Origin of the sequence: Actinoplanes subglobosus, assembly GCF_042650585.1 — a bacterium.
Lineage (GTDB): Bacteria > Actinomycetota > Actinomycetes > Mycobacteriales > Micromonosporaceae > Actinoplanes > Actinoplanes subglobosus.
This window is the reverse complement of record NZ_JBHSBL010000002.1, coordinates 66,217-88,305: the sequence shown is the minus strand read 5'-3', so window position 1 is coordinate 88,305 and position 22,089 is coordinate 66,217. Positions and strand designations below refer to the sequence as shown.

The following is a 22,089-nucleotide window of genomic DNA, read 5'->3' as shown; positions in this document are numbered from 1 at the left end:
GATCCTGGCTGGCCATGAAGGCAGCCCTTGATTGATGACCTTCTTGTCTAGGGGGGAACCGGCCGGACGGTACCGCTAGCGTCAGGTCTCGGTGCCGGTTGTTGCGGCCTGGTCGACGACCACGACGAGTTCGCGGACCGTCGCCTGCGGATGCTCGCCGACCGCGGTTGCCTCGACCTCCCAGATGCCGGGTGTGACTGGCAGGAGACCCGAGTAACCACCCATGCCGTCGGCGTGCAGGACCCGCTCCGCCGTCAGCTTGCCTGTCTCAGGGTCGCGCAGCCTTACAGCGATGCGGGCGTTGGTGCGGTTAGCGTTCAGGTGCACCGGCAGCGGCTGCTCAGCCGGGATCACCTCGGGCACGTCCAGCGCCAGTTCGACCGGCGGTGCGAGTATCGCGCCCAGGTTCAACGCGTTCGCGATGTTCCACAACTGGTCACGGATCTGTCGGTGGTTGGGCAGGGACCCGTGTCGGCAGACCACAGCCCGGCCGCGGGCATCGTCGTCCCACTCCGGCGGCGCGGCGGAGAACCGGGGGACCGTGCCGTCACCGAGGTGATCTGTTCCACGCTGCTCGTGGTGGTAGCTGATCGCCGGGCCGTTCACTGTGATGCTCTGCGGGGTCTTCTGGCCGTCGCCGATCACCACCTCATGGGTGTAGGCCGGCGTGCCGTTGGCGGCTAGCGCCTCCGCGATCTCGGCATGGAACCGCAGGGCGTCGGTGAGCTGGTCCCAGTCGAGTCCGGGCACAGTCGTCTCGTCGAGGCGCACGGGATCGCCTGTTGCTGTCACGCATCGGTAGGTCGGCAGCAACTGCCAGAGCGCGGGCATCGACCGGGCGGCCAGCGTCAGCGGCTCCTGCCACGGGCCGAGCGCCCACGGGACCCGGCCGGTCAGCTGCTGGATGGCCTTGACTGACCCGCTGTATGGGGTACCGAGGGTGACCAGCCGCCGTACCCGCTCCCGGCCACCCAGGACCTCCAGGTAGTACCGGGAGACCAGCCCGCCCATCGAGTGAGCGATGAGGACGACCTGCGCTGCGTGGTCGCCGCTGCGCTCGCGCCACGCGCGGAGCTCCGTGTCGACGAATGCGCTCAGGCGACGGGCGGTGTAGCGGTTCGAGAGCCGCCAGTCGTACGGGAAGAGGCGCATGCGGTCGCTGTTGCCGACTCGACTCCGGAAGTCCTTGATCAGACCGCCGTATCCGGCCCCGGTCCAGAAACTTGGCCAGATCTGCCAGCCGTTCACCAGACTGGTGGCTGTAACCTGGACCGGCCCGTCCGGAGCCTCGTCGCCGAGCCGGTCGGGCAAGGTTAGTTCGGCGAGCCGCCGGCTGACGACCGGCAGGGCACCTGAGGCGACACCGACGGACGTGTCCCACAGGTTCCGCCCGCCCGCGGAAAGCACGCTCCCCATGATCCCCGGCACGATGACGATCAGATCCGGCACACCCTCAACCGTACTTGCTCATCCGGCTAACGTGTGTGGACACCACTCCACCCGGCGAAGGTCGAACATGGATCTCCTCGTGACAGTCGTGATTGCCAAACAGGACTTCCTGGATGAACTGGTGACCGCTGGCGAGCAGGTCCGAGCCGTCGCCGAGGAGCTACGGAGGGTCGGATTCGAACCCACGCCCGCGCCCGCGGTCCGTGACGGCACCCTCGCCGAGCTGCAGGGCTGGCTCAAGGCGTGGAGTCCACCCCGAACGAAGACGCTGGTGCTGTACTGGACTGGGCACGGCAAACAGCTGCCCTCGGCGAAGTTCATGCTGATGGCCAGCGACACCGACCCGAGCTGGGTCGACCCGGCAACCGCCATCTCGGTCGAGACGCTGGGCTCCGTCCTGGCCCGCTGCGACGCCGACGAGATCGTGGTGCTGCTCGACGCATGCTTCAGCGGCGGCGGATACCGCGAGATCGTCAACAGTTTCGTTGCGCAGGCACAGAACCTGGAACGTCCAGACGGGCGCCCGCGCGGCGCGATAGCCGTCATCTCCTCGGCGGACTACCACCAGGAGGCGCAGGAGCAGGTGTTCGGCCCGGCATTGCTGCGCATTCTGCGGGACGGGCCACCGCCTGGCTTCTGGGGCGACCAGCAGCGTGACTTCACCCCGGCGGAACTCGTCGCGGCCCTGCGTAAGGCGGTCGAGAACGCCGCCATCCAGCAATCCCCCCAGTTCATGGCCGATGGCGTCAGTCCTCACGGCGGTGACATCCGGATCCCGAATCCCCGCTATCGCACCAATGCGCCGGACGTCGACGGCGAACGGCTGGCGGTGTCCACCACAGACCTCGACGACCACTTTCTGCTCAAGTTCCGCGGCATCGACAACATCACCGACCCCGGCTGGTACTTCACCGGGCGCCACGGCCCCCTGCGCCTGCTGACCAGATGGCTGGCCGTCGGCACCGGCCTGCTCGTCGTCACCGGGCCGCCCGGCTCCGGAAAATCCGCCATCCTCGGCCGCACGATCGCATTGTCGGTCTCGTCGGTTCGCCGGGACGTGGCCGCTGCGTCCCGGGTCGGCCCAGCCGACACGATCCCGCTGGCGGAGTCGATCGACGCCGGTGTGCACGCCAAGGGCCGGTCGATGGTCAGCTGCATCGAGGGGTTCGCCACGGCGCTGGGCGTTCCCGCACCGCCCATAGGCTGGAGCGGCGCCCGGGAGTTCGTGGAGCAGGTCGCTCAACTCGGGCGGCCGGTCACCCTCCTGCTCGACGCACTGGACGAGGCGCGTCCGATCGATGCCCTAGCGATCGCCCGTGACCTGCTGGCTGCCCTTGCCGACGTCCCCGGTGTCAGGGTGATCGTGGGAACCCGCAGGGACCTAGCCGGCGATGAGCGGGGCACCCCACTGGAGGGTTTCCGGCAGGGCCCGCTGCTGCGGGCGCTCGGCTCCGCACGGGCCGTCGTGACGCTCGATCTGAACGACTTCGGTGCAACAGCCGAGGTACATGAGTACGCCCGGCACCGGCTGCTGACCCTGCCCTCGTCGCCGTACCGCACCGGCGACGACGCCACCCGGGAGCGAGTGGAACGGCTTAGCTCCCTGGTCACCGAGCAGAGCCAGGGGAATTTCTTCGTGGCCCGGATCTCGACCCGCATGCTGGCCGGGCAGCCCGGCCAGCAGGATCCGGACGATCCCGTGGTCGCCGCGATGCTTTCCCGGGACCTGCACGAGGCATTGGACGCCGACCTAGCCAGGTACGGCTACGACGAGCAGCTGGTCCGCGATCTGCTCGGCGCGCTCTGCTGGGCGGAGGGCGTCGGACTTCCCCGCCGGGCGATCTGGTTGTCGCTGGCCAACGCACTGCCGGGGAGTGCGGGCCGGTACCTCGATTCGGATCTCGTGCGGCTGCTCGAGCGCGCTGGGGCGTACGTCACCCAGTCCGGCACGGACGGGGAGACGGTGTACCGGCTCTATCACCAGACGCTCGTCGAGTACTTCCGGCGCGGTAGGGACGACGGGGCCGCACACGCAGCGATCGGCCGTGCGCTGATCAGTGAGGTTCCGGCCGAGGCCGACGGCACCCGGCATTGGGATTTGGCCCCACCGTACGTCGTCCGGCATCTGGCCGAGCATGCGCTCGCGGGAGCAGTCGAAGGGGAACTGATCAACGAACCCGGCTGCTTCGCGGTGCTCGACCCGGACCGGCTCAGCGTGGCGGCCCTTGCTGTCTACGAACGCACCGGCCTGGTGACAGATCTCTACCGGGCTCAGCGGATCCTGGTCGCCGCAATTGGCGGGGCGAAAGACAGCCGTCGGTATTTTGAGGCGCTTCGCGCTGCTCAGCCGTACGCCGACCGGTTCGGTCCGAGCATCGAACCGGAAGATCTCGACCGCAGGTTGGGCCTGGCCCGGCAGATGATCGCCACACTGCCAGCCGGTCACCCCCTCCGGGAGCAATCGCTGGCCGACGGATCGGACCTGTTGCTGCGACGGTATGAGGGCTTCGGAGCCCAGGAGGATCTCGATGAAGGTCTGGAACTGGCCCGTGAGGTCGTTGCGGTGGCAGGTCCCAGTGCGGAGCACCTCGCGCGCCTGGGCCGGGCTTGGCGCCTGAGCTTTTCGGTTTCGGGATCGGCCAGTGACCTGGACAGTGCAATCGTGGTGATGCGTGAGGCTGCGACCGGCCCCGCTCCGGCCACGGATGGTGATTCCGCCGCCTTCATGGTGGAGCTGGGCCGGCTCCTGGTTACGAGATTCGACGACACCGGGCAGCTGGCAGACCTCGCCGAGTCCATAGCCGTACTCCGAAGGGCGGTGATCCTCACTCGGACGAACCACGCTCTCCTGCCCGATTATCTTCAGGCTCTCAGCCTCGCGTACCTGGCGAGCTTCAAGGCTTCAGGCCAGGTCGGCGACCTAGACGCTGCCGTGGAGGCGGCTCGCGAGGCGATCGACCTCACCCCGCCCGGACACGAGTCCCGCGGCAATCTGTTGTCCCGGCTGAGCGGGCTGCTGCAGGTCCGACTCGAGCATGTCGGGGCTCTGGATGACGTGAACGAGGCCGTCGCGATGGGTCAGCAATCACTCGATGCGACATCCCGAGATGATCCGTCTTTCGCGGCCCGCGCCGTGATCCTGGGCCGTGCGCTTGCCGCCCGATTCGACAGCTTCGGAGACACCGGGGATCTCGTGGGGGCCGTCCAGATGGGCAGGGTCGCTCTGTCTGCCGCTGAGTCCGGATCCGACGGCCGAGGGCAGTGTCTGGCTTTCCTCGCATCGGTCCTGCTCCGGCGCTATGAGGCGGAAGGGCACCCACGCGACCTGAACGACTCCGTGGACCTTCTCCGTGAGGCCAACCATGGCCCGGGATCCGACCCCGGTCGTCTGGGTGACCTCGGGATGGCACTCCTGTCCCGCTATCGGTATCACCACGAAATGAATGACCTGCACGACTCGATTCGACTGCTCCGCCACGCGGTCGCCGCGGAGCCCACTGCCGCGCGTTTCTTCGATCTTGGCCGTGCCCTTGGCGAACTCGCCGCGATTACCGAGGACGAAGCCGACCTGAGTGCGGCAGTGGACGCCATGCGGCGTACGGTCGAGATGACGCCGATGGGCTCCGCTGTCCGGCCCCGTTACCTGGGGGACTTCGGCGCTTCTCTACGCCACCGCTTCGATCGGTCTGGTGACCGAAATGACCTCGAGGGCGCCGTCGCCCTCGGGCGCGAAGCCGTCCTGGGCCTCGATCCAGGCCATTCGCGGCGGGCCGATTACCTGCTTCAACTCGCGGAATCCCTTAGACGCGCTTTTCACACCGCTGGGGATCCCGCCCGGGCGGACGAGGCTCTCCGCGTGCTGTCCGAGGCTGTCCATGCTCCAGCCGCCCCGTTGACCACGCGGATGACGGCGGGCGCAGCAATGGGACAGTTTGCGCATGAGCTCGGACGCCTTCCGGTGGCGCTGAGCGGGTACGGCGCCGCCATGGAGCTCCTTCCCCAGGTGGCCTGGCGGGCCCTCGATCGGTTCGAACTCCATCGCAGCCTGTGGATGTGGAGCAACCTCGCCTCCAGCGCCGCGGCTGCGGCACTGGATGCCGGCGATCCCTCGCTGGCGGTCACCTTCCTCGAACAGGGCCGAGGCGTGCAATGGTCCGCGCGGCTCGGACGTACCGAATTGTCGGAAGTAGAGGCGATCGCGCCTGACCTGGCCGCACGATTGGGGACCATTTCTGCGGCACTGGAGGTACGCGGAGAGCCGGGCACGGACGTCGACCGCCGCATGTTGCTCGTCCGGGAATGGGACGACCTGGTCGTCCAGGTCCGGGAACTGCCCGGCTTCGAGCAGTTCCTGCGCCCGCACCTTCCGGAGCAGTTCATGGCGGCTGGCGGCTCGGGCCCGGTGATCATGATTAATGTCAGCGATCGTCGTAGCGATGCCCTGATAGTCACCGAGTCTCGCGTCGAGGCTGTGTGCCTGCCTGACCTTGATCGGGAGGCGATTGAAGCGCATCTCACTACAGAGGAGTCCGGCTGGCCCGCGTTCTCGCGATGGATGTGGGATACCTTCGCCGAGCGGATCCTCGACCACCTCGGCTTTACTGGACAGCCCGCCGAGGGCAACTGGCCCCGTGTCTGGTGGTGCGCCACCGGCCCACTCGCGTCATTTCCCGTGCACAGCGCCGGCGACCACAGCGTTCCCGGCGCTTCAGTTATCGACCGGGTGATCTCCTCCTACACACCGACGCTGCAGGCCCTCCTGAACGCTCGGCGGGACGTCCCAACGGAGCCCGACGCGGACAAAGTTCTGTTCGTCGGCGTGGCAGGTCCGCACGGTCAACATCCCTTACCAGGCGTGGCTAGGGAGCTGGAGGACCTCACTCGCCTGCTGGGCGACCGGCTCACCGCGCTTACCGGCGAGGCAGCGACCAGAGCAGCGTTCCTGGACAGCGTTACCCGCCACCAGTATGTGCATTTCAGCGGGCACGGGTTGGCTGACCCGGCCGACCCCTACCACAGCGGCATCTTCCTGTCCGACGCCACCGTCACCGTCTCCGATCTGCAGGTGGCCGTCGCGGGTGGAGAATTGGCGTTCCTTTCGGCGGACAACACCGCAGTCGGTGGCGTCCGCCTTCCCGACGAGTTGCTCACCGTTGCCACCGCGTTGCACTATGCCGGATTCAGGCGGGTGATTGCGGCGCTCGGGCCGGTCAGCGACGTTTTCGCCGTGAGGATGAGCAGACTGACCTATGCGAGCATGATTGGCCCGAACGGCATCGACGCGAGCAAAGCGGCCGAGGCGCTGCACACGGCCGCACGCCGTTTACGTGATCGCCGATTCGCGGGACTCTACTGGCGCTCCTTCATCCACATAGGGTCGTGACTAGCGTCCGGCCGATGGTTAGTCGGATGACGATGCCCTCAATGTTCGACTGCGGCTGCCGCGGCAGGTTGACCCACCTGGCTGGTTTGCCGAAGCTGAACTCGCCGCCGTGCCGGGGTGGCCAGCCCGGGGACCGTGACGTCGGGCTGGCCGTTCAACTCAAGTTAGTCGCGCGGGCCGCCGTGCATCAGACCCGCCAGACCACCGGGCAGCGTCGCGACCAGATCGTCGTCGAACTCGCCGTCGACCAGTACGAACACCACCTTCGCCGGGACCGTTCCGCGGTTGGCCCACGCATGATCGGTTCCGCGCTGCACCACCACGTCACCGGCGCGCAGCACCACCTCGGAATCGTCCAGGACCAGGGTGATCTCGCCCTCCAGCACGATGCCGTAGTCGATCGACGCGGTCCGGTGCACCGGCGACTGCAGGCCACGCTCGTCGAGGTGGCCGGGCCGGAACTCGTTGATCCGGATCTTCGTGCCGCGTGGCGGAGGCGGCACCGCCAGGGTCCGCGCGGTCGGCTCGTCGGCTTCGACGGCGACGATCCGGGCCGGTGCGCCCTCGGTGTTCCAGATCTCGTGGAACGCCACCCCGTCGTCCGGCAACTCGCGGCTCACCGGAACCGGCCCGTCCGAGACGACCACGGAGACGCCGTCCGGGGTGTGGCCGGTGACGATCCGGCGCGGCGCGCTCATGCGTGACACGCGATCGGGCCGCCGTGGAAGGCGACCATGTCCGGCCACACCGACGGGACGGTCAGGCGGGTGTCGATCGGGTTGCCGGCCAGCTCCGAGTACGCCCGGTGCAGGTTCCCGACGAACCGTTCGGTCTCCGCCCACGCCCGGTACGGGTTGTCCCGGTGCTTGACCGCCGCCTCCAGCGGCGACAGGCCGGCCGCGTGTGAGGACGCGGCGACCTCGGCCACGTAGGAGACGTAGCCGTCGAGGTCGTCGAGCAGGCGGGTCACCTGCTCGTCGCGGACGACCGGGCCGTGCCCGGGCACCAGGATCGACGGGTTCAGCGCCCGCATCCGGGCGATCGCCTGCTGGAATCCGGCGACCGAACCCTCCAGCAGGAACGGCTGGCCGCCGGCGAACGCCAGGTCACCGGCGAACAGGATGCTCTGCTCGGGCAGCCACACGAGCACGTCGTTGCTGGTGTGGGCCCGGCCCGCGTGCCGCAACTCCACGCCGAACCCGTCCAGGTGCAGCGTCATCCGGTCGCTGAACGTCATCTCCGGCGGCCGCAGCTTCAGGTCGCCGTAGTCGGGCGCGGTGATCACCTTGGTCGCCTCCAGCCCGGCGGCCAGCACCTCGTCGCGGCACTTCTCGTGCCCGATGACCAGCGTCTCGGCAGGCAGGAAGCCATTGCCGTACGTGTGGTCGGGATGGTGGTGGGTGTTCACCACCGCGCGCGGGGCACCGCTGCTGACCTTCGCGACCTCGGCGAGGACGGCCCGGTTACGACGCTCGGTCGAGGTGGTGTCGACCAGGATCGCCGAGCCGGCACCGTCGACGATCACACCGCAGTTGTTCACCATCCAGCCGCCGTCGGGCTGGATGTAGGCGTACACGCCCTCGGTGAGCCGATCCACATACGGCGTGCCGTCGTCCCAGGTCACGTTTCCTCCTTCAACCAAAGACCAGATCAAGAGCGGGATCATCGGGTACGGGACCCGAGCGCCCGCACCTCATTGGGCACCACCGGCCGCCCCACGACAACCATCGCAGCCATCGCCAGCACCGATCGCTGGCATACCGAAACCAGACGTTCCGGATGGACGGCCGGGCCGATTGGCTCGGGCGGTGACCTCGCCCTCGAACGCCACCGAAGATCCCGCCGGCCCGGTCCTGGCCGGCCGCGAGATCCGGTGGCCGCTGTTGCTCGTGCTGGCCGCGCTGGCCGCTGTCGCGCCGGTGGCCACCGATCTGTACCTGCCCGGGTTCCCGGCGATCGGCTCCGAGCTCGGTGTGGACGCGAGTGGCGTACAGCTGACTCTGACCTCGTTCTTGATCGGAATGGCCGTAGGCCAGCTGGTGATGGGCCCGCTGTCGGACCGCTTCGGGCGCCGCAACCCGTTGATCGTCAGCGTGGTGGTGAGTGTGGTGGCCGGGGTGGCCTGCGCGGTGGCGCCGACGCTGCCGCTGCTGGTCGCGGCCCGGCTCGTGCAGGGGCTGGCCGGCGCGGGTGGCATGGTGATCGGGCGGGCCGTGATCGCCGATCTCGCCACCGGGCGGGCTGCGGCGCGCGCGTTCACCCTGATGCTGACCGTCGGCGGGGTCGCGCCGGTGCTGGCGCCGAGCGTCGGTGGTGTGCTCGCCGGGCCGGTCGGGTGGCGCGGCATGCTTTGGGCGGTCGCGCTGCTGAGCGTGGCCCTGCTCGTCGCGGTGATCGCTGTGGTGCCGGAGACGCACACGCCCGCCGGGGGAACGGCGTCGTTCGCCGGCGCGCTGCGGAGCGTGGCCGGCAGCCGTGGATATCGGGCGCCGGTGGCGGTGTTCGCGTTCTCCTTCGCGGTGATGATGGCCTACATCGCGGCGTCGCCGTTCCTCTACCAGAACGTGGTGGGCCTGTCCGAGATCGGCTATGGCGTGCTGTTCGGGGTGAACGCGGCCGGGCTGATCGGCGCGGGTGCGGTCGCCGGGCGTCTGGTGCGGCGTGTCGATCCGGCCCGGATGATCCGCTGGTGCCTGGCCGTGCAGGTGGCGGCCACGGTGTCGTTCCTGGTGCTGGCGGTGGCCGGGGCGCCGGTGTGGACGTTTCCGGTCGCCGTCTTCGTGGCGGTGACCGCGAACGGCGGCATCATGGGCAACTCGGCCGCGCTGGCGATGGCCGAGGTGCGTGAGGTCGCCGGGACCGGCAGCGCGGTGCTCGGGTTCGGTCAGTTCGCGCTCGGTGCGGCGGTGTCACCGCTGGTCGGGCTCGGCGGCGCCGATTCGGCGGTGGTGCCGGCGGCCGTGATGGCGGCGGCGTCACTGCTGGCCGGGACGGCCGCCCGCCGACTGCCGAAATGATCATTTCCCGTGGGCTCATTCTGTCGCCAAATTGACATCGGCGTTAATCGATAGCTACCGCGTGATTGGCGAACTACAGTGACGTTCGTCGATCGCATTCGGCGGCGACAGAAACGGGGAAACGGGGAACAGTGTGAAGAATTCCATCCTGCGAATCATGTCAGTGATGGCGCTGGTCGGAGCAATGCTCGCGGTCGGTTCCACGGCGCGGGCAGCCGACAAGGTCGACCCTCGGCCGGCCGTCGGGGGCCCGACGCCCACCGTCACCAAGATCCCGGTGTCCGGCGGCGTCAGCACCCGCAGCTACGACGCCACCTGCTTCGGCTACACCGGCACGTTCAAGGACGGATCGTCGATCCTGGTCGTCGACTGGGAGGACGCCAACACCACCGCTGACGAGTGCTTCGGCATCTCTCCTGGTCGGGCCATCTGGCACGCGTGGCCGGGATCCGGCAGCTGGGTGCAGATGCCGAACAACGGCCGGGCCGACGACACCTGGTCGGCCTACTACTCCAACGACGGCCGGCGTGGGGTGAGCGTCTACGTTGCGGCTTCGGGCAACGTCTGGTGCTCGACCCGTAACTTCGGCCCCGGCTGGGGCGCCTGGTTCATCTGCTGATCGACCAATGATCTGACCGGCGGCGGGGCTGACGTCCCGCCGCCGGTTCCGTCTCACCGTTTTTGCGCCCCGAGAATAGAAATGAATTAGTTCTATTGCGTTCAGCACGGCATGCCTGACACGATCGTGATCAGGTGAGGCGCCATTCCTGGGTCTGTTTGGCTACGCCCGGGTGGAGACTCAGGCAAAATCGAGTGATGTCCACGCTGCCCTTGATCTCGAAGACGATGACGCGCCCGTTCGACGCCTCCGGAGTGAGAGGCGAGGCGGGATGCAGCTGGCGTGCATCGGTCATCTCCACGTTGCGCGGGTAGGTGCGACCCTTCTTGTCGACCAGCCAGGCGTGCTTCTCGATGTCGGTGAGAAACGGGACGCCACCGGTGTTGTCGATCCGCACGTGGACGGCCACCAGGCGGTAGCCGAGCCGGAGCGGAATCTCCGGGGCGCTCGGGTTGTCCATGTCGACGGACGGCGCCGGGTTGTCGATACGAACAACCGCGAGGATCATCTCCTCACCGTTGTCGCCGCGCATGACGACGGAGCCGTCGGGCGGGAGCACACCACCGACCGGCACGGGTGCCGGCGGCATCGTGGTCGGCGCGGTGGTGGGTCCGGCGAAGTCGGGAGGTGTCGGCGGCATCGTGGCCGGCATGGTGAGATCGGGCGTCGTCCACGCGGAGGCGTTCGGCACCACGGCAGCGGCCTGGGGCACTGGATCGACCTTCGCGGGCCGGTCGAGGACCGTCACGAGAACACCAGCCAGGACCACGACGGCCAGAAGGGCCACGGTGACGACGGCGGAGCGCCGTGGCGTGCCCGCGCGTGCGAGACCGTCGGCCCGCACCGGCGGCCGGGCCATCGGGGCAGGCGCCGACGGCATGACCGGTTCCGGTCGCGGCGGTGCGACAGCCGGCAGGGTCGCGGCCCGGCCTCGGCGCGCGCCCCAGACCGCCCCACCGGAAGCCGCCACGGCAGCGACCACCACGATCATCAACCAGCGTGAAGGCTTGCTCACAGCCCCTGCCCTTCGGCATCCCGGTCGCGTTCCTGAGAAGACGACCAGGCCAAGGTCGGATGCCCGGGCGGAGTACTACGCTTCCCGCCATGCCTCGAGATGTCGACAACGAAGATGTTGAGGTCGTCGTCTGGCGCGACGGCGACGGAGTCTGGCGTTGCAACGTGCACATCGACCACGGTCACCGGAAGAAGCTCCTGGAGACCGGGATGTTGGAGCTCACCGCTGACGACGACGTGACCTTGCAGGTGGTGGCACTCGATCCGCTGCCGCGAGACACGATCCATATCGAGCACATGCGCGTCTCACTGCCCGTCGAGCGATTCGGCTGACGCCACACGCTCCGGACCGGCTTCAGGAAAGGGCGACGCTCCCCGGCCCGTCCATGCCATCGGCGAGGCATCCTCGCGGACGCTTCGTATGGTGGCGCCCGTGAGTAATGATCATGCACATCTGTCGCCGTTTCGTGGGCTGTGGTCGGTCAGCATCGGCGGCCTGCTCCTCGGTGGCCTGCTCCTGATACTCGATCCGGCCACCGAGTTGAAAGAGTGCCCCCAGTACATCGCCGGCGGTAACGGCGACTTCAGCGCCTTCCGTGACTCGTCCTGGGACATCTACCTGCCGTGTCTCGTACTCGTCTGGATCATTGCCACGGTCGTGGAACAGGCCATCGGGTTCGACGAGGTCAGCCGGGCCGACACGGCCATCCGCACGATTGCCGCGTTCAGCGTCTTGTTCGTCGTCTCCTGCTGCGGCATCGCCCCACTCCTCTTCACCTGCCGTACCTGACACGATGCCCACAGCGGGTGGTGGGCTGGACGAGCGCTGGCGGCGGTCCGTGCCGGATGCAAGACCTGACTACACGACCGCGCCTAGTCTCTCGGCGATCGCCGCACCGGCGGTCGTCTTCGTGAGGTAGAAGTCGGCGGTGTGCGGTTCGGCACCGTTGTCGACGGTGTAGGTGCTCTCGAAGTGAGCGCCCGCAGGCCTGCCCCAATCGAAGATCCTGGTCAGCTGGGGCCGCGCGGCCACCACGTCGTTGCGGCCGGCGAGGTTCGTCCAGCGGAGCACGCCTGTCGGGAAGGCCGGCGGCTGGCGCAGGTTGCGTACGACCGCGTTGAGCCCCAGCGGGCTGCCCAGGGTGAGGAAGAGGGGTAGCTGCTGGGGGCGCTCGCGCAAGGCCTCATAGGCGACGACCGACCCGAGGCTGTGCGCCACCACGACCCTCGTCTCCGGACCGAGATGCTTGAGGACGGAGGCGATGGCGGCGTCGCGTACCGGCGGTTCGGTCAGGTAGCGCACCGCCTGGCTGACGATCCTGTTGACTTTCCCGAGATGCATGCCGGCCCGGCTCAACCAGGGGATGCCGTCGAGGGCGGCGACGGCGCGCCCGGCGACGGCCCCCACACCCTGCCGGTCCCCGGGCCCGTGCTCCAGCGCGCGCAGCGCCAGCGTTGCGTTGCCCGCGTCACGCGGCCGGGTGGACTCGGACGCATTGTGCAGGAATTCAGTGGCCAGTTCCTCGGCGAGCTCCCGCTGTCCTGAGTCCAGTTCACCAGAGGCTCCGCCCTGCTGGTCGGGACGCAGGAACACGTTGCCGTAGAAGGCCATCCGGATGAGGTCCGGATCGTCCACGGCGCGTCGCCGGAGCCGATCGGCGAGATCGTCGTGGCCGGCGTTGCGCACACCGCCGATGAGGTCGTCGGTCCACTCGCCGACCAGGGTGTCAGCGGACTTCTGCTCCTGGGCGATGCCGTGGACGAGCACGATGACGGCCAAGGTGAGCTCCTCGGTGGAGTGTCGCGGCTTGATGGTGTCCGGTCTAATGGTGACCGTATGGACACGCAGCGAACACGGCGACTGGTCCTGGTGATCGGTTCGCAGTGTGCTGTGCTGGGCAAGGACCGGGAGCTGAGCTTCCTGCCGAGCCGCGCCGCACAGCTCCGGGACGTCCTGATGGCCCCCGAGCTCGGTGCCTGCCTGCCCGCCGTCGGTGACGGCCTGCTCTGCGATCCCACGGTTTCAGAGGTACGTGCAGCCGTGTCAGCCGCGTTCCGGGCCGCCGACGACGGTGACGGGGCCACGCTGCTGCTCGCTTTTCTCGGGCACGGCCTGGCGATCGACGACGACTTCTACTACTTCCCCCGGGACGCCGCCGCCGAAGGCAGCCAGCAGCAGGACCTTCACCTGTCCCAGACGTTGAAGGAACACCTGCGTGACCACCCCGGTGTCGAGGGCCTGCTGGTCCTGCTCGACACCTGCGATGCCGGGGCCGCCGCAGGCCAGGTCGCGGCATGGAAACAGGTCGGGCTGGGCCGCCACAAGCGGCGGATCGAGATGCTGACCTCGAGCGCCACCCGACCGGCGTACGGCGGCCGAGCCACCGCCGCGATGATCGAGACCCTCTGCCGTGGTGTCCCGTCCGCGGGCCAGATGATCGGGTCGGCCGACCTGCATGCCGCGCTGAAGGAGGCGGCCCCCGATCAGCAGCCGCAATTCGTCTCCGTGGACGGTGGCTCGTTCACCCGGGAGGCCGGTCTGTGGTGGGCACGCAACGTGATCTGGCAGGCGCCACGGCCGACGGTGCGCGTGACCTACGTGGACCAGGTGCGCCTCATCGCCCCCGAGGACCTGTTCGACCGGGAGGCCGAGCTGACCGAGCTGGCCGACTTCTGCACCGCCGACGACCGCGGACCGTACGTCTGGTGGCGGGCGCCGGCCTGGGCGGGCAAGTCGGCGCTCATGTCGACGTTCGTGCTGAACCCGCCGGACGGCGTGCAGATCGTGTCGTTCTTCATCACCGCGCGCTACGCGGGCCAGGACAACCGTGCCGCCTTCACCGAGTTGGTGGTCACCCAGCTCGCGGAGCTGATGAGCGAGCCGGTCCCGACGATGAGCGAGGCCACCCAGGACCTCTACTTCCGGGCGGTGCTCACACGGGCCGCAGAGCACGTCCGGGCGCAGGGCCGGCGCCTGGTGCTCCTGGTGGACGGCCTCGACGAGGACCGAGGAGTGACGTCGGACGGCCGGGGACACAGCATCGCCGCCGTGCTGCCCGAGCGACTGCCCCCGGATGTACGGGTGATCGTGTCCAGCCGCCCGAACCCGCCGATCCCGCAGGATGTGCCGGAGGGCCATCCGCTGAGGAACGACGGGATCGTCCGCGAGCTCACCCATTCTGATCACGCCGATGCCGCGCAGAACGAGATGATGCGCGAGCTCGACCGTCTGCTGAGCGCTGACAGCGCACTGCTCGGCCTGATCACGGCGGCGGGCGGCGGCCTGAGCGTCCGCGACCTGATCGAGCTGGGCGGTGGCAACAGCTGGGACATCGAGAGTCGCCTGCACACCGTGGCGGGGCGCTCATTCGACACCCGCCTCAGCCATTGGCAGCCGGACATCGGACCCGAGGTCTACGTACTCGGCCACGAGCAGATCCAGCGGCTCGCGGTGGAACGCCTCGGCGAGAAGGAACTCGCCCGCCACCGGGAGCGCCTGCACCTCTGGGCCGACGACTACCGCCGGAAGGCGTGGCCGGAGACTACGCCCGAGTACCTACTGCGCGGCTACTTCCAGTTGCTACGGGCGACCGGCGACCGTGCCCGCATGCTCGCGCTCGCGACCGACGTCCGGCGGCACGACCGTATGCTCGACCTCAGCGGTGGTGACAGCACGGCACTGTTCGAGATCGCGACCACCCAGGACGCGTTCGCCGCCGCCGATGTGCCAGATCTGGTGGCCATCGCCCGGCTCGCGGTGCACTGCAGCGCGCTGACCGGTCGCAACGCCCACATCCCGGCAACCCTGCCCGCGCTGTGGACGCGGCTGGGGCGTCCGGAGCGCAGCGACGCGCTGGTCCGTGGCATCGCCGATCCGCACGCCCAGACCTGCGCCCTGATGGAGCTGGCCCGGGTATCCACCGGCGACCGTCGCGTCGCCGCCGCGATCCAGGCCACGAGCACGATCCGGGCGATCGACAATCCGAAGGTCCGCGTGGATCTGTATCCGGACCTGGTGGAGACGCTCGGCCTGGTCGGCGAGGCGGACCGGGCACGGACGCTGCTCGCGGACACGGCGAACCCCGAGGCCCGGCAGCAGGCGCTGGTCCGCCTGGCGCACGCCCTGTCGACCTCGGGCGAGCGGGACCGCGCGGCTTCGTTCGTCGCCGCGATCACCGACCCTGAGGTCCGCGCGGCGGTCTCGGTGGCGATCACGGCGGACCTGCCGGCCGACCTGGTGCACGCCGCGACGGCGCTCACCCGAGGCACCGCCAATATGGAGGGGCGGGGCATGGTCCAGGCTCGCTTCGCGGCCGCCCTTCCCGGCAGGAAAGCCGCCAGGTTCGCCGGCGAGGCACTGGCCGTCGCCGATGGCCTCGCGCCACACGGCCGGATAGGAATCCTGACAGCCCTGATTCCCGTACTGTCGGCGCTGGGCGACAGCAGGGCGCCGATGGTCATCCGGAGGGCTCTAGACGACTCGAAGGCGATCGACAGCTACGGAAACCACTACCGGCGTACCTGGGCGTTGGCTGACCTGGCGCATGCGCTCGTAGCCGCCGGCCAACCGGGTAAGGCCGCGCAGGTTGCCGCGACCGCCTTCGACGCCGCCCGCGGCATTCCGGTCGCGCAGCGGGTGCCTGCCCTGGTGGCAGCGGCCGGGGCACTGGACGCGGCCGGCCATCACCGGCGTGCCGAGGACGCCAGGGAGCAGGCCCGGGAGGCCGCTGAGGATATCCGGCAGGGACAGCCCCGGGCACGGGCCTTGAAATCGGTGGTCGACGCGCTGATCAACGCCGGTGACCTCAGCCGGGCCGAGACCTTGGCGGGTGACATCCCCGACCGGGTGATGAAGATCCATGCCGAGACCGCGCTGGCACGGGCCAAGGCAGCGGCCGGCGATCACCATGGGACCGCGGTCACCATCCGCCGGACCACCGGGACGATCGAAGAACTGCCAGATCCCCGGACCCGCGCCAACCTGCTGGCTGCCCTCGCCCGTGCTGTCTTCGCCGCCGGCCGCCCGACCGACGCTCGCGACCTGGCAACCCGTGCGGAGGCAGCCGCACACGCGGTCGGCGCGCTCGAATCGCAGAACGTCAACCGCGCCCTGCTGGCCGCCGAACTGGCCAGCGACACGGAACGCACGGCGGCCCTGGATACTCCCAGTCTCGTCTGGCGCCGCTCCGCCGGGCCGGTCGTCCAGGACGACGAGGAGGTCTCCCGGGCCCGCACGCTGGCCCGCACCGGAAGATTCGACAGCGCCGTCGAGGCCGCACGATCGGTCCGGCAGAGCGGCAAACGGGACAGGGCGCTGGCCGCTGTGGCCGCCGCACTCCCCGCCGAGCGCCGGGAGCTGGCGACCACGCTGATTCACGAGATCGAGGACCGCGACGTCCAGGAGCAGACCCTGACACTGCTCGTCATCGAGGCCGCCACCGCTTCGGACTACGCGGGCGCCCGAACCCTCTCCACCACGGCCGAGGATCCAGCCGTGCGAGGCCGCGTCCTGAGCTCCCTCGCCACGGTGGTGGCCGACGCCCGGCGCCTGGACGAGGCCGTCGACATCGCCGGGCGGATCCCCGGTGAGCGGGACCGCGGCATCGTGCTCGGCGACCTGGCGCGCCGGCTCGCCGCCGAACGGCGGCACGACCGGGCGCTGTCGGTCGCAACCGGCATCAAGGACGTCGTCACCCGGGCCGAGGCGCTGACCGCCCTCGTCCGGCCGCTGATCCCGGTCGATCGCGACTGGGCCGTCGACGTCTGCACCCAGGCGCTCGCCGAAGCACACCGGATCACGGCCGAAACCAACCGCGGCCGGGTCCTCGCGGAACTGGCCAGGCTGATGCTCGCGCTGGATGAGCACGCCCGTGCCCTGGCAACGGCGAGAGTCGTGCCGACGCCGGCGCTGCGCAGGCGGTTGCTGACCGAGGTCGTCGAGGCCCAGGTCACCGTGGCACACTTCGCGCCGGTGGCCTCCTATGTACTGCGTACGATCGCGGCCGAGGCGATCGAGGACCGCGAGCACTCCCTCGGGGCCTTGGCGTCGGTGCTGCTGGAAAGCTACGACGCGGTCGCCGAGCACACCCTGAGCCGCAGCGGTTCGATCCGCGAACCGACCGAACGGGTGCTGTATCTGGCGGGTCTGATCCGGGTTCTCGCGGCGGCGGGCGACCACAGCCGCATCGCTGACGCCGGTACCAGGGCGATCGACGCCGCGTCCCTCATCGCCGACGACACGACGCCGCCCGCGACCGGTGGCCGACGGCGCGATCGGCTCGGGAACCTGGTCGACCTGAGCCGAGACCGGGCCCGCGGCGAACTGGCGGAGGCCCTGGCCGTGGCGGGCGACCGGAACCGGGCGCTCAAGGTCTCCGGGGCGATCGTCAGCGCGGCGAGGCGTGCGACGACGCTCGCCGCCGTCATGCTCGCGCTCGGTGCTGACCTCACCGACGCGGTGCGCACGGCGGCCGAGGCCGTGCAGTCGCCGAAGGAGCGGGCGTACGCACTGGTCGGACTGGTGAAGGCGCTGGCTGCCCGCGGCGACATCCCGCAGGCGTCGTCGGTCACCCAGGAGATCGTCCACCTCTCCCTACCGGTGGGGGATCGCTCGAAGGTGCTGTTGGATCTGGCCCGGACGTGGGCGTTCGCCGGAGACACCGCCAGGGCCCTGCAGACGACGGCCGCCGTCGCGGACTCCGCTGACCGGGATCGGAACCTGGCCGAACTGGCCCGGGCACTGAACGCCGACGGCCGTCGTGACGAGGCGATCCGGGTGGTCCGGGAGATCGAAAGCCGGGACATGCGCGCCCGGATCTCAGCCGTCTACATCAGGGCGATGGCGTCCGGTGCCTCGGAATTCGCCTTCGAGGCCATCGCCGCCGCCGGCGACATCTCCGACACCGCGCGGCAGGCCGCGGTCTCCCGCACCCTGGCGGACGCGCTGCTCGACGCCGGACTGCGCGAGGAAGCGGCCACCGTCGCGGACGCCATCCGCCAGCCGGAGCTGCGGGCCGAACTGCTGATAGACCTCGTTCAGGACGCGACCCGGGCGCACGGTGCCGCGGCGGCCACGCCCATCGTCGCGGCGGCCGAACAAGCAGCCCGCGCCGTCTACGATCCGAAGCGCCGGGCTGACCTCCTGACCACCCTGGCCGGCCACGTCGAGCCCGCGACGGCGGCGCGCCTGGTGGCCGCCGCATTGCAGACCGGCCAGTGGCAGACCTGCATCGGGCAACTGCGCCGCCTCGACCCGGAGGCCATCGGCGGACTCGCCGACGAGTTCCTCCGCACGGCGCGAAACGCCTCGTGACCATACAGCCCGGGCAGTTCCTACGCTGCTGGCAGAACGAGGCCGGATCAGGTGTCGGCGGCGGCGTTGGGTCACTACCGTCGTCGCATGGCAGACGAGACGCAGCACCCCCGACCGCTCCTGCGTACCCTGCTCGGTGAGGTGCTGCGGCGCCGCCGGCTGGAGCAGGAGCGGACCCTGGCCGAGGTCGCCCGGGACGCCTGCGTCTCGGTGCAGTACCTGTCCGAGGTCGAGCGCGGCCGTAAGGAGGCCAGCTCCGAGATCGTCGCCGCGGTCTGCGACTCCCTCGGCATCGGGCTGGCCGACCTGCTGGCCGAGGTGGGGCGCGACCTCACCGTGCACCGCGCCCCGGTCCTGCGGCTGGACATGGCCAGGCTGCGCCGCGCGGCACCCGCACCGCGCGGCAACCGTCCTGGCGACGTCGTCCTGCTGGCCGCCTGATCAGGCGGCGTTGAGCCGGTAACCGCGTGGCTCGCGCCGGGTGATGACCCGATCGGCGATGCCGTAGGCGACAGCCTCCGGCGCCGACAGGGTCATCCGGCGGTCGGTGTCCTCCCGGATCCTCGCGATCGAATGACCGGTGTGCTCGGCCAGGATCTGATCCATCTCGGCCCGCACCTTGGCCACCTCCTTGGCCTCCACGGCCAGGTCCGGCAGCGTGCCACGAGCCTGGCCGGACGGCTGGTGCAGGGTGACCTTCGCGTGCCGCAGCACCGACCTCTTACCCGGTGTGCCGGCCGCCAGCAGCGCCGCGGACGCCGACGACGCCTGCCCGACGCAGGTGGTGGCGATGTCGCAGCGGATGAAGTGCATCGTGTCGTAGATCGCCGTCAGTGCGCTGAACGAGCCACCGGGGGAGTTGATGTACAGCCCGATCTCCTGCTCCCCGCTGGACTCCAGGTGGATCAGCTGGGCGATCACCACGTTGGCGACCCCGTCGTCGATCTCGGTGCCGAGGAAGATGATCCGGTCCGATAGCAGCCGGGAGTAGATGTCGAAGGCGCGTTCCCCGCTCGGCGTCTTCTCCACGACGGTCGGGATCGTGTAGTGGCTCATGCGCTGAGTCCCATCGGCTGGCGTGACATGTCGGGGCGGACGTCGTCGACACTGTCGAGGACCCGGTCGATGAGGCCGTACTCCAAGGCTTCGTCGGCGGTGAACCAGCGGTCCCGCCGGCTGTCGCGTTCGACCGTGTCGATCGGCTGCCCGGTGTGCTCGGCGGTCAGCCGCAGCAGCGTCCGTCCGAGCCGCTCCAGCTGGTTGGCGTAGATCTCCACGTCCGCCGCGGTGCCGCCGAACCCGGCCGAACCCTGGTGCATCAGGATCTGGGCGTGCGGCAACGCGAACCGCTTGCCGGGCGTGCCGGCGGTGAGCAGGAACTGCCCCATGCTCCCGGCCAGCCCGAGCGCCAGCGTGCTGACGTCGTTCGGGATCAGCCGCATGGTGTCGTAGATGGCCAGCCCGGCGGTGACCGAACCGCCCGGCGAGTTGATGTACAGGTTGATCGTGCTCAGCGGATCCTCCGCGGACAACAGCAGCAGCTGCCCACAGATCCGGTTGGCGATCGGGTCGTCGACCTCGGATCCGAGCACGATGATGCGCTGGTGCAGCAGCTGGACGGACAGCTGGTCGTCGACGGACCCGGTCCCGCCCGCCGCCGCGGCAGTGAATGGTTGCATGGCTTCTCTCCTCCGGCTCGGCCCTGCGTGCCGTCTCCACCTTCACCGCGGCCACAGCCGCGGGCCAAGCCGATCTGCGGTCAGCAGATAGGTGATCGGTACGGCCCGCCGGCGCCCGTCTTAACAACGGTGCGGTAGGTATGGACCTGCCCACGACGTCACTCACCATCGACAGGACTCTCCATGACGGTCCCCGCGGACATCGCCGCCAGCAAGCAGGTCAACCTCATCACCTACCGCAAGGACGGCACTCCGGTGTCGACCCCCGTCTGGCACGTCGCCGACGGCGACACGGTGACCACCGTGTCGGCCGCCGACGCCTGGAAGGTCAAGCGCATCCGCCGGAACCCCCAGGTGGAGCTGGTCGCCTGTGACATCCGTGGCAAGGTCGCCCCGGACGCCCGCCCGGTCCGCGGCACCGCCACGCTCCTGCCGCCGTCGGAGACCGAGAACGCACGCCGTCTCCTGGAGTCCCGCTACATCACCGCCCGCATCGGCGGCACGATCGCCCGGCTCCTGCGGATCAAGCGTCCAGCGGGCGTCGGCATCGTCATCACCGTCTGAGGCATCGGGTCGCGGATCACCGCTGGCCCGGCCCGTTGGGCCCGGCGATCGCTCCGAGCTGGGCGAGGCCATCGAGGACATCGGTGCAGGTCCAGAACTCGACGAACCTGCCGCCGGCCACGCGCAGGATGTCGTGGCCGCTGAACGCGATCCGGGTGCCGATCGGCGCCGTCGCGTGCGGCAGGCCTCCGGCGAACGTGGCGCGCATGGTCCACCGCGCCGAGATCAGATCTCCCTCGACGATCGGTCCGACATCGACGGAGATGCTGATCTCGCTGAACGCCGCCATGGTCTGCTCGATCTCGGGGAGCAGTCGTGCGGGGCCGGTCGTCGCGGTGGAGTCGGTGCCGTCCGGCCGCGCCTGGTGCACGATGAGGCCGGGGTCGAGGATCTCGTCGGCATGACTGAAGTCGCCGCGCCACATCTCGGCCCAGCGGTCGTAGAGGTCGCGGAGCCGGGCGGCAGACGAGGTGTTCACAATGATCTCCTATCGGCATAGGGTTTACCTGCGTCACGCATTATCTGCGTGGCGCAGGTAACTTATTGAGGGAGGTCGAGCGGTGTCAAACAGCAGCCGCACCGAACTGCTTTCGGCCGTCACCACCGCCGCCCGGCGGCACCACGCCGCCTACACCCTGTTCAACCAGGCCCTCGCCGACCGGCTCGGGCTGCACCCGACGGATCTGCAGTGCCTGAGCCTGCTCGACCTCGAACCGGAACCGCTCACCACCGGTGAGATCGCCAAGCTGACCGGTCTCACCTCGGGCTCGGCCACCCGCCTGGTCGATCGGCTGGAGCGGGCCAACCTCGTCGAGAGACGGCCGGACCCGCAGGACCGCAGGAAGGCCCTGGTCTCGCTGACCACACAGCGTGACGGGCAACTGGAGACGGCCTGGGACGAGCCCGGCAACGCCTTCGCCGAGGCACTCCAGGACTTCACCGATGCGGAACTCGCGGTGATCGAGCGCTACCTGCTGCGAACCACCGAGGTCGGCAGCCGGCAGGCGGAGCGGTTGCAAGCGAAATAGGGGCACCGGCGTCGAGGCCGGACG

Annotated in this window: 17 protein-coding genes; 9 read left to right on the top strand and 8 right to left on the bottom strand. The window is 69.5% G+C overall.

Features of this window, described 5'->3' with window-relative positions; all coding sequences use genetic code 11:
* Positions 1 to 81 precede the first annotated feature (81 nt).
* Complete coding sequence (locus ACFO0C_RS00945; protein ID WP_378064489.1) at positions 82 to 1,449, bottom strand: esterase/lipase family protein; 1,368 nt, start codon at positions 1,447 to 1,449, stop codon at positions 82 to 84.
* A gap of 67 nt (positions 1,450 to 1,516) precedes the next feature.
* Between ACFO0C_RS00945 and ACFO0C_RS00940 the strand changes: the two genes are divergently transcribed.
* The gene (locus tag ACFO0C_RS00940; RefSeq protein ID WP_378064488.1) at positions 1,517 to 6,832 is read left to right on the top strand and encodes a CHAT domain-containing protein; all 5,316 of its coding nucleotides are present in this window, start codon (positions 1,517 to 1,519) and stop codon (positions 6,830 to 6,832) included.
* Positions 6,833 to 6,996: 164 nt separating this feature from the next.
* Here ACFO0C_RS00940 and ACFO0C_RS00935 read toward each other — a convergent pair whose 3' ends face one another.
* On the bottom strand, positions 6,997 to 7,530 hold the full coding sequence (locus ACFO0C_RS00935) for a cupin domain-containing protein (RefSeq protein ID WP_378064487.1): 534 nt from the start codon (positions 7,528 to 7,530) through the stop codon (positions 6,997 to 6,999).
* Positions 7,527 to 8,456 (bottom strand): MBL fold metallo-hydrolase, encoded by a 930-nt coding sequence (locus tag ACFO0C_RS00930; RefSeq protein ID WP_378064486.1) that lies wholly within the window; start codon positions 8,454 to 8,456, stop codon positions 7,527 to 7,529. Before ACFO0C_RS00930 ends, ACFO0C_RS00935 begins: the two co-directional genes overlap by 4 nt.
* A gap of 184 nt (positions 8,457 to 8,640) precedes the next feature.
* Here ACFO0C_RS00930 and ACFO0C_RS00925 point away from each other — a divergent pair, with 184 nt between their 5' ends.
* Both ACFO0C_RS00925 and ACFO0C_RS00920 read left to right on the top strand, forming a co-directional pair.
* A complete protein-coding gene (locus tag ACFO0C_RS00925) occupies positions 8,641 to 9,849 on the top strand; it encodes a multidrug effflux MFS transporter (RefSeq protein ID WP_378064485.1) in 1,209 nt (402 codons plus the stop codon).
* Positions 9,850 to 10,006: 157 nt separating this feature from the next.
* Positions 10,007 to 10,468, top strand: a complete 462-nt coding sequence (locus ACFO0C_RS00920; RefSeq protein ID WP_378064484.1) for a hypothetical protein — start codon at positions 10,007 to 10,009, stop codon at positions 10,466 to 10,468.
* A gap of 130 nt (positions 10,469 to 10,598) precedes the next feature.
* Here ACFO0C_RS00920 and ACFO0C_RS00915 read toward each other — a convergent pair whose 3' ends face one another.
* The gene (locus tag ACFO0C_RS00915) at positions 10,599 to 11,483 is read right to left on the bottom strand and encodes a hypothetical protein (RefSeq protein WP_378064483.1); all 885 of its coding nucleotides are present in this window, start codon (positions 11,481 to 11,483) and stop codon (positions 10,599 to 10,601) included.
* Between the two features lie 89 nt (positions 11,484 to 11,572).
* On the opposite strand from ACFO0C_RS00915, the gene ACFO0C_RS00910 reads away from it, so the two are divergent.
* Positions 11,573 to 11,815 carry a hypothetical protein gene (locus tag ACFO0C_RS00910; RefSeq protein ID WP_378064482.1) on the top strand — a complete coding sequence of 81 codons (243 nt, stop codon included), beginning with the start codon at positions 11,573 to 11,575 and terminating at the stop codon, positions 11,813 to 11,815.
* Positions 11,816 to 11,915: 100 nt separating this feature from the next.
* Positions 11,916 to 12,272 (top strand): hypothetical protein, encoded by a 357-nt coding sequence (locus ACFO0C_RS00905; RefSeq protein ID WP_378064481.1) that lies wholly within the window; start codon positions 11,916 to 11,918, stop codon positions 12,270 to 12,272.
* 69 nt (positions 12,273 to 12,341) lie between these two features.
* On the opposite strand, the gene ACFO0C_RS00900 is transcribed toward ACFO0C_RS00905, so the two are convergent.
* Entirely contained in the window at positions 12,342 to 13,262 is a 921-nt protein-coding gene (locus tag ACFO0C_RS00900) for an alpha/beta fold hydrolase (RefSeq protein WP_378064480.1), read from the bottom strand.
* Here ACFO0C_RS00900 and ACFO0C_RS00895 point away from each other — a divergent pair.
* Together ACFO0C_RS00895 and ACFO0C_RS00890 are read left to right on the top strand one after the other, a co-directional pair.
* Positions 13,239 to 18,794 carry a hypothetical protein gene (locus tag ACFO0C_RS00895; protein WP_378064479.1) on the top strand — a complete coding sequence of 1,852 codons (5,556 nt, stop codon included), beginning with the start codon at positions 13,239 to 13,241 and terminating at the stop codon, positions 18,792 to 18,794. The genes ACFO0C_RS00900 and ACFO0C_RS00895 overlap by 24 nt on opposite strands.
* Before the next feature lie 87 nt (positions 18,795 to 18,881).
* Entirely contained in the window at positions 18,882 to 19,235 is a 354-nt protein-coding gene (locus tag ACFO0C_RS00890; RefSeq protein ID WP_378064478.1) for a helix-turn-helix domain-containing protein, read from the top strand.
* Here ACFO0C_RS00890 and ACFO0C_RS00885 read toward each other — a convergent pair whose 3' ends face one another.
* Complete coding sequence (locus tag ACFO0C_RS00885; protein WP_378064477.1) at positions 19,236 to 19,850, bottom strand: ClpP family protease; 615 nt, start codon at positions 19,848 to 19,850, stop codon at positions 19,236 to 19,238.
* Entirely contained in the window at positions 19,847 to 20,473 is a 627-nt protein-coding gene (locus ACFO0C_RS00880) for a ClpP family protease (RefSeq protein WP_378064476.1), read from the bottom strand. Before ACFO0C_RS00880 ends, ACFO0C_RS00885 begins: the two co-directional genes overlap by 4 nt.
* A 183-nt stretch (positions 20,474 to 20,656) precedes the next feature.
* Between ACFO0C_RS00880 and ACFO0C_RS00875 the strand changes: the two genes are divergently transcribed.
* On the top strand, positions 20,657 to 21,037 hold the full coding sequence (locus ACFO0C_RS00875) for a PPOX class F420-dependent oxidoreductase (protein ID WP_378064475.1): 381 nt from the start codon (positions 20,657 to 20,659) through the stop codon (positions 21,035 to 21,037).
* A 16-nt stretch (positions 21,038 to 21,053) separates the two neighbouring features.
* On the opposite strand, the gene ACFO0C_RS00870 is transcribed toward ACFO0C_RS00875, so the two are convergent.
* Positions 21,054 to 21,515: an ester cyclase gene (locus ACFO0C_RS00870; protein ID WP_378064474.1), complete on the bottom strand. Its 462-nt coding sequence runs from the start codon at positions 21,513 to 21,515 to the stop codon at positions 21,054 to 21,056.
* Between the two features lie 82 nt (positions 21,516 to 21,597).
* On the opposite strand from ACFO0C_RS00870, the gene ACFO0C_RS00865 reads away from it, so the two are divergent.
* Complete coding sequence (locus ACFO0C_RS00865; RefSeq protein WP_378064473.1) at positions 21,598 to 22,065, top strand: MarR family winged helix-turn-helix transcriptional regulator; 468 nt, start codon at positions 21,598 to 21,600, stop codon at positions 22,063 to 22,065.
* Positions 22,066 to 22,089 lie beyond the last annotated feature (24 nt).